Raw genomic sequence first — 16,484 nt, forward strand, 5'->3', positions numbered from 1 at the left:
TTCAATAATTTTTTTATTGACAGTTGAAACATTTAATAATTTAATAAATTTTCATATTACATTTGCATTTATATAAAAAAAACATATATGTCAAAAGAACGCGATGAAAAATTAAAAGCCCTCCAATTGACCGTTGATCGATTAGAGAAAACCTATGGTAAAGGTTCCATTATGAAGCTTGGTGATAAACCTGTTTTAGACGAAGTTGATAGTATTTCAACCGGATCTATCAGTTTAGACATGGCGTTAGGAATAGGTGGATTTCCTAAAGGAAGAGTTGTAGAAATTTATGGCCCGGAAAGCTCTGGTAAAACTACATTGGCCATTCATGCCATTGCTGAATGTCAGAAAAAAGGCGGTATTGCAGCTTTTATTGATGCAGAACATGCTTTTGATCGAGCTTATGCTGAAGGTTTAGGAGTTGATACTGAAAACCTACTCATTTCTCAACCTGATAATGGTGAGCAGGCATTAGAAATTACTGAAAACTTAATCAGATCAGGAGCAATCGATATTATTGTTATAGATTCGGTGGCTGCTTTAGTTCCAAGAAGTGAAATTGAAGGAGAAATGGGTGATTCCAAAATGGGCTTACAAGCTCGATTAATGTCACAGGCCTTACGTAAACTGACCGGTACAATTGGGAAGACGGGTTGTTGTTGTATTTTCATTAATCAACTCAGAGAAAAAATCGGTGTAATGTTTGGTAATCCTGAAACTACTACAGGAGGAAATGCACTCAAATTTTATGCCTCAATACGTTTAGATATTAGACGAAGTGGTTCAGCAATAAAAGACAAGGATGGTCAAGTAACAGGAAATCGTGTAAAAGTTAAGGTTGTAAAAAATAAACTTTCTCCACCATTTCGGGTAGCTGAATTTGATATTGAATATGGACATGGGATCAGTAAGGCAGGTGAAATCGTAGATTTAGGAGCTGACCTTAATGTATTAACTAAAAGCGGTAGTTGGTACGCTTATGAAAGTACTAAAGTAGCTCAAGGAAGAGATGCTGCTAAACAATTTATGTTAGATAATCCTGAGGTAGCTAAAGAAATTGAAGAAAAAATAAAACTAAAACTTGCTTCGGGTAAATTAATTAAAGTGGAAACTGCAGTTGGAGAAGATTAATACAAAATTATATTTTTTCCCAGAATGAATGTTTTAATATATTTAATTAATTTTATTTAGATTTTGTTTTACAAATGATTTTTGCTATTTAACCAATACTTAGATAAAATGATAACGAATTTTTATTTATAAATAAAGTTAATTGAAGTTTTTCTTATCCTATTAATATATCTTTATAGCGAGATGACCAATATCTCGCTATTTTTATTTCCACTCGAAAGTATTTATTAATTCAATGATATCTTTTTTTACAAATTGAAATATTGGAGCCATAGAATCTGGTTTAGTCTGCGCATTAAAATATAAAGATCCTCTTAAGAAGTGATGTATAGAATCTGTTAAATAGAATTGGAAAGGAGAGGCTGCAGCTCCTTCAATGTTGAATAACATTCCGGAAACATGATTGGGTTTATGAATGGGTAATTCATCGATAAAGTCTGCCTTGTGCTGGTGTTCCTTCATTAATTTGTAGGCGTCATCAATATATTTTTTTAATTGTTTGTTATCCTGAATAGGAAAGTACGAACAGTGAATTTTACCATTAAAACTTTCAAATACTATATTAAACCAACAGTCACTTTTTGCCATTTCATCAAAAAAAGTAGTATCCTTCTCAATACTGGAGTACTTTGGAAAATTAAAGTTAAAAGGGCAAGATTCTTGACTGAAATGTATGTATGATTTTTCAGGAAAGTCAATAAATGGATACATTCTAGGTTTTGGCGTATTGATTTGTTCTTTACAATTAATATTTAGAACAATCAGAATAATCCATATTATTTTATTGATTTTATAATCTCTAATGCTCAACTTATGATTTATTAATCTGGTGTGGTAAAAAAATAACTTAAATAGTAACTTTAATTTGTTCTATTCTTCGTTTATTAACGCTAATTACTTTGAATTTAAAGTTTACAATAGTTATCTCTTGGTCTGCCTTTGGCATTTCATTAGTCTGTTCTAATACTAATCCAGCAATTGAATCTGCAGATCCTCTTACAGCATCAAAAACGTAGGCATCAATACCTAAAACACGGCACATATCATTAATCAAAGTTTTTCCATCGAATAGAAAATTGTGACTATCTAATCGTGTAAAATTTAATTCATGCTGATCATCAAATTCGTCTTGAATTTCACCAACAATTTCCTCCATAATATCCTCTAAGGTTACTATACCACTTGTTCCGCCATACTCGTCAACAACTATTGCGAGATGTACTTTTTTAACCTGAAAGTCATTTAATAAATCATGAATCTTTCTTGATTCTGGGACATAAAATAAATTTGTTCGAATTAATTGTTGCCACTCAAAATCTTTATCTTTATCTAAATGTGCAATCAAATCTTTAGCATATAAAATTCCAGTTACATGATCAATATCATCATGATATACAGGTAATCTTGAAAATCCACATTCCTTGACTAAATCTAGAACTTGAAAATAATTATCATTAAATGCAGCTGCATAGACTTCTGTTCTTGAAGTCATTACTTGAGTTGTTGAAACATCATTAAATTTGATAATTCCCTTCAACATATCAACTTGCCTTAAAGATCCTATATCTTGGCTGACCGCCAGATCAATAGCTGCATCCAATTCTTCTTTTGAAGAAGTATTCATCCCAACTCTCCTTTCTAGTAATCTCTTTTCAACTTTATTGGTCATCCCGACAAGAACAAATGTCAAAGGCTTTAAAATGATATCAACAAAACGCAACGGAATAGCCATCCAAAGTGCCAATTTTCTATTATTTAACTGAGCATATATTTTGGGAGTTACTTCACCAAAAAGTAAAATAAGTGATGTCGCTCCAACTACAGCTACTAAAAAATAGAAGAAATTAATAATTTGATCAACAGAAATAGAATTTAAACCAAATGTTTCTACACACCACATAGCAATATTCGTATATGATGACATGGGTAAAAAATGTTCCAAAAGTTGTTCAACAACCAGGGCAGTTCCAATATTTACGAATGTGTTACAAATCAATAATAATGCAAGAAGCTTTCGAGGATGATTCTTATGATAAATCAACATTTTAGAAGATTCTGTTTTTTCTTCCTTGATATCTTCTAAATCAGCAGGACTCAATGAAAACATGGCTACTTCAGCCCCAGAAAATAAACCTGCCCCTAATAGAAATACAAATAATAGGACCAGGTTAAATAAATCAGTGAGTGACATTAAATTAAATATACAAATTATTGAACTTACTATAAATTGTGCGGGATCAGCTTCCAAATGTTAGTTATTTTTAATACAATTAAAATGTTACTTGATCATCAAGGTTGACATCATCGAGATGAGTGGTTTCTTCTTTCTTAGGATCACTAGCTTGGTCAGATGCCCCATTTGAAAGATTTGTACTCCAATGTTCTTTCTTTTCCAATATTCTTAACATTTCAACTGTTACTTCCGCAAGGTAATGATCTTTGCCCTCTTTATCCTGCCATTTTCTATGGGTTAACTTTCCTTCAACATAAACTAACATACCTTTTCTTAAAACCTTTGCCCGATCTGCCATACTCCGCCACATTACAAGATCATGCCATTCCGTACTTTTTTGCCAATTTCCATTTCTATCCTTATAATTTTCATTGGTAGCTAATGTGAAATTTGCCCTGGTCACTCCACTTTCTGTAGTCCGAATTTCAGGATCTTTGCCTAAATTCCCGATTAAAGTAACTCTATTAAGCATTTAGACTGGTTTTATTAGCAATTTGGTTTAAAAATACTCGAATTACTCGAGGAAAAGCAAAATTCATTAAGTTTTCGCTATTTAACACTATAAATTGGTCAGTTTTTTTTATTTTTAATTGTTTGTCAACTTTATATAAATAAAATTTAACATGAATTGATTGGTGAGTTAATTTTTGATTTGTTTCATAAACCTCAATACCATTAACTGAAGTAATTGGAATTTGCTGTAAGTTAGTATGTTTAATAATTCGATCTTTTGATAATACTTTTGGGCTTTTCGTCTCTAGTAGAATAAATTCATATAAACCATTCCAAATATCCTTTTCTTTTCTTTGTCTAATAGGCGTTTCCGAATTATTAAATACTGGGAGCAAATAATGAAAAAATCGTTTTTTCAGTTTGGCTTTTTTAGCTTTATAGGGTAATAAGGTGATTAAGTTTTCTTGAAAGGCAATACATGTTTCGTAGAAAGGGCAAAGACCACATTTTGGGGTTTTTGGAGTACACCAAATGGCCCCAAAATTCATAATTGCCTGATTATACTTACTTGGATTCAATTTATCTAAACATTTATCTGCGTATTCTTGCAAAATTCTTTTACCATTGGTTGTTTTAGGATCTTGTTCGATTCCAAAAATTCTAGATAGCACACGGATAACATTTCCATCTAGAACTGCATATGGTAAGTTATATCCAAAAGATGCTATTGCAGCAGCCGTATATGGACCAACACCTTTTAACCCTAAAATTTGATCATATGATTTAGGAAAATTCCCATTTAAATTAGAAACTATATATTGTGCTGTAATATGCAAATTAACTGCTCTTCTATAATATCCCAGTCCTTCCCAAACTTTAAAAAGTTCATTTTGAGTTGCTGAAGCTAATGCGTGGACATCCGGGTAATTTTTAATTATTTTTTCATAATAGGGTTGAGCCTGTTCAGACCGTGTTTGCTGAAGAATAATTTCTGAAATCCAAATTTTATATATATCCTGTTCATTTACCCATGGCATAAGTCTTGGGTTTTCTTCACACCAATTGAATAACTTTTTCCTAAATGTTTTGTATGTAATCACACCCAAATGTAATAGGACTTTGCACAAATGGAATGACAAATTGATTAAATTTAATTTAAGATCTAGGCATTTTAAATGTATTTTAAATTTAATTTATCACTATTAAAAGCATGTTGTATTGACCTCTTATTAATAAATTTGACATTTTCAAACGCTAAAACAAATAAAACTTCACAAAATTTTAACTAATGAATTGAACGCCATTTAATACATTTACAGCTATAAAAGAAAAAAATGAAAAATTTAACGTTAATCTGGGTTTGTCTAATCACATTTTTATCTACCTCATGTAGCTCAGGTCAATTTGGAAAGATATTAAAGGATGTAAAAAAAGCTGTAGACTTAGATGAATTAAGTACAGATGAAGTAGCATTAGGTCTTAAAGAAGCTTTAAATAAGGGCACTTCAGCAGGATCAGATCAATTATCAGCAAAAGGTGGTTACTTAAATAGTGCATATAAAATTTTACTGCCGCCTGATGCCAAAATGATCATGGACAAATTGAGTATAGTCCCTGGTTTTGAGAAAGTTGAAGTTACCTTAATAGAAAAAATTAATTCAGCTGCTGAAGATGCTGCTATAAAAGCAAAACCAATTTTTCTATCAGCCATAAAACAAATGACCATCAAAGATGCTTGGAATATCCTTAAAGGACAAGATAATGCAGCTACTGAATATTTAATTAAAAATACCAATCAACCTTTATACAATGAATTTAAACCTGTAATAGTGGAATCGTTGAATAAATTTGGAGCATTAGATTATTGGTCTTCAGCTGTTTCGAAATATAATAAAATTCCACTGGTTAAGCAAATGAATCCTGATATATCAGATCATATTACTAACAAAGCACTTGAGGGTTTATTTAAGAAAATAGCGGAAGAAGAATTAAATATTAGACATAATTTTGCTTCAAGGACATCAGATTTACTCAAACGAGTATTCTCAAAACAAGACAAATAAAATTTTTCAAAAATCAAGTCCAAGAGAAAAATGAGGTAACGGTTTATGAAATCCCTTTAAATCTATTGGCCACCCATAATCAAATCGAAAATAATATCCTAATAAAGATGACCTTATACCAATTCCTGTTCCGGAAATGATTGGGTTTCTATTAATAATTACATCAACTATAACTGCGGGGTTTTCATTATGATAAACAAATTTTTGAGCCTCTGCTATATTAGGAATAAATCCATTCCAAGATAGACCACTATCAAAAAAACCAACGATTATTAAATTTCTTAGAAAACTCTTTTTAACATTTTGAGTTAGAAGATACTGGATAATTGGAAATCTAAATTCAGAAGACCAAACCAAAGAGGAACTTCCCTTTCTTGCTCCTAAAGGATGACCACGTACTTCTGTAACTAATTGTGAATAAGCATAATTGGAGTTTGCATTAGATTGAAATTCATAATTATATTTAGGCAACAACCAGTTCTCAGTACCACCAACATTACTCAAAATCCGATCTTTACCAAAAGATGAATTAAAAAAAATCCGATTAGAAAAGGTAGCATGTTTTAAAATTGGAACATGATATCTCGCATCAAAACCCAAAACCATTAATAAACCATCAAATGGTATAAATTTACCAGATTGTTCATCAGATTTTAGAAATCGTTTAGCAGTTTCAAAAAATATTTTAAATTGAGTTCCTTGTTTTAAATTCAAAGAAAGATCTAATGAGTTATCAAATACATATTCCAATCTGGTACCTATTAAAGGTATATTCCGACCCGCACTATCTAAACTTACCTTATCAATGGCTTTTAAATATTCATGATCATTTCGTATCGTCGTATTCAATGAAAACCTCTTATAAATATCCCATGGATACTTAATTTGATAATTAACAAGCAGCGTTTTAGTTGTTAATTGCCAATCCAAAATCCCTAAAGATGGAACTATTTCTCGATCCACTTTTCTATAAAAAGCCATTGTATGGTCCCATCTCTTCTTAAAGAAATCAAATTTTACATAACTTTCTGAGCCAACAAGGTTTGTTGGAATTCGAACTCCAACTTCAATAAAATAATTTTCAAATAATTCTTTAACTCTAGCTTTTAATAAAATTCCTAAAGGAGGTGGGGAATAATTTTGACTTAAAGTTGAATATGTTGTCAAACCACCAAAAAGTATATCATTATTCAATGTCGATGATATTTCTTCAATTTGAAATTTATTTCTATAAGCAATTGATAGATTTGAATTAAACTGATTTAATGTCCCTGAGTAAATATTAGCCTTCGTATCATTTCTATGAAAATCTCTTTTGAGTTTAACTGTTTTATTTTCAAATTCTTGAACTATATTTTTAACATTTAAAGGATCTCCAAATTTCGAAATAAAATGAATATTGGTTGATTCTACTAGACTATCCGTTTTATATAATTCTCCATCAGATCTATTTTGTTGAAGGCTTTCTTGACTGTCAATCTCTTCTATTAGATTATTTTGAAGTATTAATTCTTTCAGTTCAATTAATGAAAACTGATATTTGTTTTTTGTATTTTTATAAATTCTTAATATTTCATTTTGAATTGTGTTAAAACCAACTAAATCTAACTGTTTTACATTCATTTCAATTTTCTTCCCATTGTTATATAAATAAAATATATTATTAGGTTTTAAATTAACTTTAAGAACATAATAATTTGTATCAATAAATGAATAGGATTCTAGAGTGGCGTCTTTTAATACTTTTAATTCATTTCCAATTTTAGAATTCAATTTATTATTAAAGTTATATAACTGAAATGGGTCTAATGGTAAAATACTATCAATTTTATTTATTTTTGAAATGGTATCTGTTCTATTTGATTTAAATAAAAATTTTGAATTGATATTATCCTTGGTATGCAAATCCAAATCATCATAAATGTCATCTGTCCATTTTTTATATGTTCTTGATTTCAATTGGTATTCAAATATATCTGAAAACCCATTATTAGTAGCCGAAAGTATTATACTTTCTTGATTCATAGAAATGGCATCATATATTCTTTCAATATCTTCAGGAAAATAAAGTTTTTTGCTTTTATTTAAATTTTTATTAAAAGATTTAATAAATGGTTTATTTCTCCTTTCATCTATAATATTTATACTTTTATCAATTTGATTTTCAAAATAGATGGGATAATTAAAATCCGGTAATGTAACTTTATTGCGATATCCATACTTATAAATTGTTTTAGTTTTACCGCTTCTGGTATTTAATGTTTTGATTCTTTTACAACCATTTTGATTGGTTATTAATAAAAAATTACTGTCAATTTTACTAAAAACTACTTTAATTATTTGTTCCTCTTTCTTCAATTTGATTTTAATTGTAGGTATCGATTGATTGCTTTTATTCGTTTGAAGCTCTCTTATATAATAGTCCTTCCAATCTTCTTGTAAATTTTGAAGGGTTAATTGAAAAACGAGTCTAGTGGATTGACTAATATCTTTTTGAATTCTAATCATATAAAGCCAATTAGAAATAATTTGATCTCCATAGGTTAAAACTAAATACCTCCAAAAGGACTTACCAGCAATGCTTGGATATTTTGCAGAATATTTTCTAAATGAAAGTTTTTGATTCCAAGTCTCACCTAACACTTCAAGGTCATTGTCTTCCCAACCGTCTCCTAAATAATCTATTAATCCTTTTTCAAACCATAAAGGTAATTTTAAGGAAATTACCTTTTGTACTACTTCTTGTAAATTGGTTCCCGAAAATAAAGCATTAAAATAGATCTGAATCAATCCTTTTTGTAATAGTTTAATGGCATGTTCATGATTTCCATCAAAATACAACAGTATTTTTTGACCTGTAACTTTTGGTTCTTGTGACCAATTTTCCGAAGTATATGAGGCATCAAGATCTAAATTGGTTTGATATAAGTCTGAAAGATCAGAATAAATGACTAATTCAATTTTTTCCTTTAGATGATATTCAAATAAAGTCTGAATCTTTGTATTTTCTTGTTCTGCTATCTCAATATAAAATTGGGCTAATTGCCTACTTTTGCCATACCAATAATAAATTACACTGTTGGTTTCATAGACCCACCAATCCTGCAGATCGTCATTGTATTGAACTTTGTTTTTTCCAAATATCTCCGTAGCATTTTGAGCAGTAACTTTTGACTGACTCCAGAAAACAATAAATAAAAGGTATAAAAATGAACGATTCAATGAAAATATTATTTATGAGATAAAAGTATAACGAATTATGGAAATTCATTGTTTCACAGTCAATCCTTTTTCTGAAAACAGTTATTTAATTTGGTCTGATTCAAAAAAGGCGATAGTGATTGATCCTGGCTTCTATACACTGGCTGAACAATATGCATTTAAAGAATTTATACTTGAAAATGGACTACAACTTGAAAAAGTAGTGTTGACTCATGCACATATAGATCATATTTTTGGTCTTGAATTTATTTTTAAAGAATTTGGACTTCAACCATGGATGAATTTATTTGAAAAACCCGTATACCTTGCAGGTGGTCAAATTTCCCAAATGTATGGTATGAATGTATTTAACTACCCAGAACCAGGAGGCTGGATAGATGAACAGCTAGAGTATCCATTAGCTGACTTGAATTTTGAAGTATTATTTACACCAGGACACAGTCCCGGAAGTATAAGTTTTTATAATAAAGAACATGGGGTGTTATTCTCAGGTGATGTGCTTTTTGAAGGAAGCATTGGTAGAACTGATTTACCTGGAGGTGATCATAAGACATTGATTTCTTCTATTCAAAAAAAATTACTAATATTGCCCCATTCAACTAAAGTATATTCTGGTCATGGTGGAATTACTACTATTGGCCAAGAAAAAATGTGCAACCCTTTCTTATAATATAATATATTTTCGTTATGTTTTGGTCGCTGTTAAAATCGTTTTTTTTTCTGTTTAATCCTGAACGCGCCCATTATTTATCTATGAATTTGTTCGCTGTTGCGCTCAAAATTCCCATATTATCTTATTTTCTTAAAAAATCATTTGCACACAGAAATAATCATTTAGAAAAGACTGTGGATGGAATTGTTTATAAAAATCCAATTGGTCTGGCTGCTGGTTTTGATAAAGATGGAAAATGGTTACACCTGCTTTCATCTTTAGGTTTTGGTTTTATTGAAGTCGGAACCGTAACTCCAAAGCCACAAGCTGGAAATAACAAACCAAGGCTTTTTAGATTAATAAAAGATCTGGGAATTATTAATAGAATGGGTTTTAATAATGAGGGTGTTGATGCTCTAATCTCGAGATTAAAAAAGTTCAATACCAACAAAAAAGTAATAATTGGAGGAAATATTGGAAAAAATAAAAATACTCCCAATGCAGAAGCTATAAATGATTATTTATTTTGTTTTGAAAAATTATTTCATTATGTTGATTATTTTGTGATTAATGTTTCTTCACCAAATACACCAAATTTAAGGAATCTTCAGGATAAAGAACCTTTGTTTGAATTATTAAGTCAAATCCAATTACTTAATAAATCTTATTCATTTCCAAAACCCATTTATTTAAAAATTGCTCCAGATTTAAATAATCAGGCTTTATTAGAGATAATCGATGTGGTGATTAAAACAAAAATTAATGGTATAGTTGCTACCAATACAACAATCCAGCGACCATCAGAACTTAAAGAAATTGATATCTTAGGGGAACAAGGGGGATTAAGTGGATTACCTGTTCAAAAACTTTCAAATAAAATTTTAACAGAACTAAATAAAAACAAACAATTTACTATAATTTCTGTTGGCGGAGTTGTATCTGTTTCAGATGTAATATTTAAGTTTAATCATGGTGCAGATCTTGTTCAAATATATAGTGGACTGATTTATAAAGGTCCATGGTTCATAAAAAAAATATTAAATTCACTAAGTGAATTATCATATAAAGAATTAAATGAAAAGGGATCTTGAAATATCAAGATCCCTTCTTTAACAAATCCCTGATATAAATCAAACTACAAAATTTCAATTTGTTTTTCTTGTTTAATCTCAATTTTCTTTGGAACTGAAATTTTTAAAATGCCATTTTCATAAGATGCTTGAAATTGATCTGAATCGATATAATCTGGCATTTGAAAGGATCTTTTAAATGTTGAATAATTAAATTCTTTACGAGTTATGTTTTCAACAATTTCTGACTTAGATTCTTCTTTCGAAGCACTTACTGTCAAGATACCTTTTTCGAATAAAATTTTAAAATCTTGCTTGTTAAGTCCTGGTGCAGCTAATTGTAAAGCAATTGATTTGTCGTCTTCACTAATGTTTGCTGAAGGCATGGTATTATGAATCATTTGTCCTCCAAAAAAGTCATTTAATCCTTTACTTAATAAATCATCAACAACACTACCTACTTGTTGAGCGATTGGATAAAAAGAATATACTGAATGCTGTTTCATAAGTTTAATTTTATTTAGTTATTTAATATTGATTTCCTTTTTTAATTCTAGATTTTTAGAAAATTTAATTTTCAGAATGCCATTTTCTAATGTTGCTTGAATTGAATCTGTAATAGCGTCTGAAGGTATCATTACATTTCGTTGTAACGAATTCAGTTTTGAAGTTCTTCCTTCGTTATCAAGTTCATTTGAAGTTTGTGCCGGTGTTGCTAAAATTTTTAAAACTTGATCTTCTATTTTAATAGAAATTTCAGATTTTACGAATCCAGCAAGCGCAAAATCAAGTGTGTAATACTGTTCTGACTCGTAAGCATTTAATGGAATGAAATTGAATTTTTGACTTTGATTCACTCGTCCGGGATAACACTCATTCATCCTATTTCTGTTTGTTTGAGTACGGTTTAGAATATTTGAATTGGTCCACATAAGATTTAATTTTTAAATGTTTTTTAATAAACAACTTAAGTCAATTTGCGTACCAATGCAAATTTTAAGAAATCCTGACATGAAATTACATTAAATAATGACATTGTGTCATGATTTAATCAGCTAAATGTGTCATTATGTCATGTTCTGTTGCGCTAAGGCAAAAAAAAACCAGCTTTCTAATACAAGAAAGCTGGTCTTCAAGGTAATTAGAATTACTCTACTTACTTTTTACAATTTAATGTTGAATTACAAATTTTTTAATTGTTCGTTCCCCACTTGGATTATAGATACACAATAAATAATATCCATTTGGCCAATCCTTTACATTAATTTGATTATTAGTGGTCAATTGATTTCCCAAGTATATCTGTTTTCCAGATGAATCAAATACTTTAAATTGATGGTTTAAAAATCCTGAAGAATTAATTTGGATCAATTGATTCCCGGGATTTGGGAATATGTCAATGCTTGAACCAATTTGTTCAATTTGAGCTCCTCCTGCTTTCTGATCTTTAATTTCTATAGTATGATTTAAATCCGTTTTACTAAATAATTCTGTAACCGGTGAATTAGAACTTCTGCTAATAATTGGGCCTGTAACATTACTAGGTGCAATATTTATACAATAATCTTCTACTTCTCCATATGCAAAACTACAACATGGGTTACTTGGATATCCACCATAAGCCATTGATACCCTCATTCGAGTATTTCTACTTGGGCAAGGACAATTACTTGGAACCGTAAAAGTTCCACACAGTGTTGAACTTCCAGTACCAAAAGCAATAAATTCATCAGCATCAACAAAATCACCATCTTCATTATAATCGATCCAAACTTTCCAATAAACCTGATAAGAAGATCCGGAAAAACCAGGTGTTAGGCATAAGGAATATGTTTGCCCCCAATTAAGTTGACCACAAACATTTGGGAAATATGCATATCCTCCATTATTGCCGGAGCAATTATTAACATTGCAAAAATTTACACATTGAATCCACATATAACTACAACTTTGTCCTCGAGATTCACAATAATTATTGTTATTACATTTTACAGTAACATTAAAACTACATGTATCTCTATAATTTCCTTGAGTGGCAACATAGGTAACTTTCGTTGTTCCACATTTGAAAAAACTTCCACATTCAGGCCCTGCAATCTGTTTAATCTCATAACAAGGTACCTCACAAATATATTCGCGAACACAGTTTGAATATTGATCATTCCAAGTTCCATCTGGAAGGAGTTCAACATAATCTTGATCACCATTGGCATTATTGGGTTGCCCTGGATACCAATTAGTAAAATTTAAAGGACTATTATCAATCCATTCAAAATTACCTTCAAAATTAGAATCATGAAGTCCGATAAATGCTGTTTGACCCATTAATTTACTAGCCACCCAACTGTTTTCGGCTTGTGTGTTCATTACACATAATTTACCACCAACATTTTGACAATTTATTTTTGCCTCCTGCCAGGTTAATGCTTTATTAGAGCAGAAATATTTACTTCCTCCATATGTTCCCATATAAATAAAACCTGGAATCACATCTACACAAGGACTACAAACGTTCACCGTTGGATGACTCCAATTTACATATGCACCTGGAGCATTTGGATCCTTATTAACAATAATGTCAGATGGACATTTAATTTTTAAACCAGATCCAATTACGGTAACAATAAAACTATGATTAATATAATTACCACATGCATCTTTTGCAGTATAAACTACATTATGAGATCCAGAAGTAAAAACTTGACCAGGCTTATAATTTGAAGTAATTTGAATCATACTGCTACAATTATCAGTTGCAGTTGGCTCTGTCCAATTCACAATTGCTTCGCATGCCCCATTTGCATTTACGGTAATGTTAGGAGGACATGATATCCAAGTAGGTGGAATATTATCATATAGATCGATTAATTGTCTACAATAAGTTGCGAGCGTACTATCATTTGGATCTCTTGCCTTCCATATCCTTAAAAATTTTTTTCCGTTTGGACATGAAGAATAGAGATTAATCAAAGAATCTTTATATGTTATTATTGGTGTTCCACAAGTTGGATGGGCTGGTATGGCAGTAGCTGTACCCGATACCATAGGAGAACAATCATTTGTTGGGCATCCTTTATAATTGGATGGACATTGGATAGAGGGTGGTTGCTTACAACATGTATTAGGAACAGTAACAGTAAAAACATGTTGCGCTGAATTACCACAGGCATCAGTTATTGTATATGTAACTGTGGTTACACCAACACCAAAACTTGAACCTGGAGTATGACTTGACGAAATGACAATATTTGAAGAGCAATTATCAATCCCATTTGGTGGTGTCCATTGACCTATTGCTTTACAATCAATGGGATCAGGGTTTATCGTAATATTTCCCGGACAGCTGGTAAAAGAAGGCGCTATATCATCTATTAATTCGATCTTTTGAATACAAGTTGCAAATAAATTTGAATTGTTTTGATCTGTAGCTTTCCATGTTCTAAATATAGTCATTGAACCTAAACATATTCCAGGTATAATGGAATCTGTATAACTTAAAAGTGGTTCTGAACAAATAACATTGGATTTTGTAGCAATGGCTTGTCCCGTTATCGTTGGATCAGATGAAGTTCCAGGACATGCTTTAAATAAACTTGGGCAAATAATATTAGGTGCATTTTGACAGCAACCAGTCACTGTAATTGTAAATGAACAATTTGAAACATGTCCGCATATATCAGTCGCTGCATATGTTATAGTAGTTGTGCCTTCACTAAATGAACTCCCAGAGGCAAAATTACTTACAAAAGATACAACCTTACAATTATCTGAAACAGATGGTAATGTCCAATTTACTTGTGCCTTGCAATCAATTCCAGGGCTCACAGTAATATTTGTTGGACAATTTAGAATTGTTGGAGAAATATCATCCTTTAAAATAATGGATTGCATACATCTAGATGCTAATATTGAATCAAATGGATCTATTGCTGTCCAAATACGAATCAATGATAAAGCTCCTGGACAAGGACCATTGGATAATATTGAATCTCTAAAAGTCAAAATGGGAGTTCCACATTCTGGTGATCCAGGAACTACTATGGCAGTACCGGTTTTTTTCGGAAGTATTGTATCGTTTGGACATCCAATAAAATCTACAGGGCAATTTATAATTGGTGGTTTGGTACAACATACTCCTACAACGTTAATGTTAAAAGAGCAAGTAGACTTATTATTACATAAATCTTCTGCTGTATACGTAACTTTGGTAACACCCATTGGAAAGACATCTCCACTTATATGTGAAACTGTAAGAAATAGTTTGCCGCAATTATCAGTTACACTTGGTGAGGTCCAACTCACATTTGCTTTACAATTACTATTAACATTTACTGTAATATCTACAGGACAATTTGAAATAATCGGTGCTTGGTCATCAAACAATTTAATGGATTGAGAACAAGAAGAATTTAAATTTGGATCCTGTGGATCATAGGCCGTCCATACGCGATTCAAATGAATACTTCCATTGCACGGACCTTGGGAAACAACTATATCAACATATTTAATTATGGGTTGATTACACGTTATTCCCCCTGGTTTTGCAGTTGCATTTCCTGTATTTGAAGGATCGGTGGAAGCTCCTGGGCAAGAATTAAAATCAGATGGACAAGTGATTATTGGTGGTTCTGTACATGAACCGGGTGGTTTTAATAAATAAAAAGCTTTGTATTGAGACTGAGCTTGGATTCCAGTAATTAACAACAAAAATAAAAAATGGAAAATAAATAGCCCTAAGAAAAAGCGGAGTTGTTTTTTCATCGTAATTAAGTTAATAAATTAAATAAAAACGTGGTGCTATCCGAGAACTCCCTTATGACTTGGTTAGAGCAAAAAAAAAGATTACTAAAACCATTGCAATGATACAAAATTAATTCCATTCTGTGTAAAAAATTACATTTATACCATAATGCTTTCATAATTTGTTACATTTTGATTTATATAATGTACTGAATGTAAGTGTTTTAGAAGTCAATATACTTAAAATCAAATGATTTTATGCTCATTCAAAAAATGTATCATAATATACTACTCAATACAAAAAAAAAGAAATGGGATTTCAAAATGAAAAGAAATCTATCTAAAAACCTAATTTACCTGTCATATCATTTTTTGGTAAATCCCTTGCAACCCTCTTCCACAACCTTGATAATCCATTCCATAGCCAATTATAAATTCTGGACCTAAGTTATATCCAAATAAATCAACATTTATTTCAGATCTTATTTGACTTGACTTTATAATCATTGCTACTAAGAATATTTCTTTTACAGATGCAGCTTTCAATTTGGTAATTAACTCAAACATACTATTTCCTGAATCAATAATATCCTCAATGATAATGATCGTTTTGTTTTTAAATATTTCAATATTTATATGATCTATAAGAATTTCTGTAGATTGAGTTTCCCCGAGATAAGATTTAATTTTGATAAACTTTGGTTGCATTTCTAGGTTAATGCAACGGAACAGATCTGCAGCAAATATGAATGCTCCATCCATAATGACTAATGTAATAATATCATTATTTTGAATCAGCTTTCGTTCGAGATGTAAAGCAATTTCTCTAACTTTGGCTTGAATTTGTTCTGAATTAATAATCAATTTAAAATTCAAATCGTTCACCTTTATTATAGACATATAGGCTTTTATTTTTAAAA

The 16,484-nt window shown here is 30.6% G+C and carries 13 protein-coding genes; 4 read left to right on the forward strand and 9 right to left on the reverse strand.

Translation table 11 applies throughout. The annotated features are described in order from the left end of the window. Positions 1 to 87 precede the first annotated feature (87 nt). Entirely contained in the window at positions 88 to 1,131 is a 1,044-nt protein-coding gene (recA, locus tag IPK88_05675) for a recombinase RecA (protein ID MBK8242892.1), read from the forward strand. A 204-nt stretch (positions 1,132 to 1,335) separates the two neighbouring features. Here the strand turns inward: recA and IPK88_05680 are convergent, their stop codons facing one another. From IPK88_05680 to mutY, 4 genes are read right to left on the reverse strand one after another with little or no spacing between them, the layout of a single operon-like run. Then, on the reverse strand, positions 1,336 to 1,941 hold the full coding sequence (locus IPK88_05680; GenBank protein MBK8242893.1) for a hypothetical protein: 606 nt from the start codon (positions 1,939 to 1,941) through the stop codon (positions 1,336 to 1,338). 37 nt (positions 1,942 to 1,978) lie between these two features. Further along, the gene (gene gldE / locus IPK88_05685) at positions 1,979 to 3,379 is read right to left on the reverse strand and encodes a gliding motility-associated protein GldE (GenBank protein ID MBK8242894.1); all 1,401 of its coding nucleotides are present in this window, start codon (positions 3,377 to 3,379) and stop codon (positions 1,979 to 1,981) included. 22 nt (positions 3,380 to 3,401) lie between these two features. Continuing rightward, positions 3,402 to 3,836 (reverse strand): single-stranded DNA-binding protein, encoded by a 435-nt coding sequence (gene ssb, locus IPK88_05690; protein MBK8242895.1) that lies wholly within the window; start codon positions 3,834 to 3,836, stop codon positions 3,402 to 3,404. Then, positions 3,829 to 4,956 carry an A/G-specific adenine glycosylase gene (mutY, locus tag IPK88_05695; GenBank protein MBK8242896.1) on the reverse strand — a complete coding sequence of 376 codons (1,128 nt, stop codon included), beginning with the start codon at positions 4,954 to 4,956 and terminating at the stop codon, positions 3,829 to 3,831. Before mutY ends, ssb begins: the two co-directional genes overlap by 8 nt. 195 nt (positions 4,957 to 5,151) lie before the next feature. Here mutY and IPK88_05700 point away from each other — a divergent pair, with 195 nt between their 5' ends. Beyond that, positions 5,152 to 5,880, forward strand: coding sequence for a DUF4197 domain-containing protein (locus tag IPK88_05700; GenBank protein ID MBK8242897.1), 729 nt, complete (start codon positions 5,152 to 5,154; stop codon positions 5,878 to 5,880). A gap of 6 nt (positions 5,881 to 5,886) precedes the next feature. Here IPK88_05700 and IPK88_05705 read toward each other — a convergent pair whose 3' ends face one another. Continuing rightward, complete coding sequence (locus IPK88_05705) at positions 5,887 to 9,102, reverse strand: hypothetical protein (GenBank protein MBK8242898.1); 3,216 nt, start codon at positions 9,100 to 9,102, stop codon at positions 5,887 to 5,889. Positions 9,103 to 9,139: 37 nt separating this feature from the next. Between IPK88_05705 and IPK88_05710 the strand changes: the two genes are divergently transcribed. Both IPK88_05710 and IPK88_05715 read left to right on the forward strand, forming a co-directional pair. After that, positions 9,140 to 9,772 (forward strand): MBL fold metallo-hydrolase, encoded by a 633-nt coding sequence (locus IPK88_05710; GenBank protein MBK8242899.1) that lies wholly within the window; start codon positions 9,140 to 9,142, stop codon positions 9,770 to 9,772. Between the two features lie 17 nt (positions 9,773 to 9,789). After that, positions 9,790 to 10,845 (forward strand): quinone-dependent dihydroorotate dehydrogenase, encoded by a 1,056-nt coding sequence (locus tag IPK88_05715; GenBank protein MBK8242900.1) that lies wholly within the window; start codon positions 9,790 to 9,792, stop codon positions 10,843 to 10,845. A 44-nt stretch (positions 10,846 to 10,889) separates the two neighbouring features. Here the strand turns inward: IPK88_05715 and IPK88_05720 are convergent, their stop codons facing one another. The 4 genes from IPK88_05720 to IPK88_05735 all read right to left on the reverse strand — a co-directional run bounded on the left by IPK88_05720 (position 10,890) and on the right by IPK88_05735 (position 16,464). Then, complete coding sequence (locus IPK88_05720; protein MBK8242901.1) at positions 10,890 to 11,330, reverse strand: Hsp20/alpha crystallin family protein; 441 nt, start codon at positions 11,328 to 11,330, stop codon at positions 10,890 to 10,892. Positions 11,331 to 11,348: 18 nt separating this feature from the next. Beyond that, on the reverse strand, positions 11,349 to 11,756 hold the full coding sequence (locus IPK88_05725; GenBank protein ID MBK8242902.1) for an Hsp20/alpha crystallin family protein: 408 nt from the start codon (positions 11,754 to 11,756) through the stop codon (positions 11,349 to 11,351). A gap of 238 nt (positions 11,757 to 11,994) precedes the next feature. Continuing rightward, positions 11,995 to 15,585: an HYR domain-containing protein gene (locus IPK88_05730; GenBank protein MBK8242903.1), complete on the reverse strand. Its 3,591-nt coding sequence runs from the start codon at positions 15,583 to 15,585 to the stop codon at positions 11,995 to 11,997. A 339-nt stretch (positions 15,586 to 15,924) separates the two neighbouring features. Next, positions 15,925 to 16,464, reverse strand: a complete 540-nt coding sequence (locus tag IPK88_05735) for a hypothetical protein (GenBank protein ID MBK8242904.1) — start codon at positions 16,462 to 16,464, stop codon at positions 15,925 to 15,927. Positions 16,465 to 16,484: the final 20 nt, after the last annotated feature.

Source organism: Candidatus Defluviibacterium haderslevense, from assembly GCA_016712225.1.
In the GTDB taxonomy this organism is placed as follows: Bacteria; Bacteroidota; Bacteroidia; order Chitinophagales; family Saprospiraceae; genus Vicinibacter; species Vicinibacter haderslevensis.

Coding starts and splice junctions, on each gene's coding strand:
- recA (MBK8242892.1), top strand. CDS start 88: ATGTCAAAAGAACGCGATGAAAAATTAAAAGCCCTCCAATTGACCGTT.
- ssb (MBK8242895.1), bottom strand. CDS start 3,836: ATGCTTAATAGAGTTACTTTAATCGGGAATTTAGGCAAAGATCCTGAA.
- IPK88_05700 (MBK8242897.1), top strand. CDS start 5,152: ATGAAAAATTTAACGTTAATCTGGGTTTGTCTAATCACATTTTTATCT.
- IPK88_05710 (MBK8242899.1), top strand. CDS start 9,140: ATGGAAATTCATTGTTTCACAGTCAATCCTTTTTCTGAAAACAGTTAT.
- IPK88_05715 (MBK8242900.1), top strand. CDS start 9,790: ATGTTTTGGTCGCTGTTAAAATCGTTTTTTTTTCTGTTTAATCCTGAA.
- IPK88_05720 (MBK8242901.1), bottom strand. CDS start 11,330: ATGAAACAGCATTCAGTATATTCTTTTTATCCAATCGCTCAACAAGTA.
- IPK88_05725 (MBK8242902.1), bottom strand. CDS start 11,756: ATGTGGACCAATTCAAATATTCTAAACCGTACTCAAACAAACAGAAAT.
- IPK88_05730 (MBK8242903.1), bottom strand. CDS start 15,585: ATGAAAAAACAACTCCGCTTTTTCTTAGGGCTATTTATTTTCCATTTT.
- IPK88_05735 (MBK8242904.1), bottom strand. CDS start 16,464: ATGTCTATAATAAAGGTGAACGATTTGAATTTTAAATTGATTATTAAT.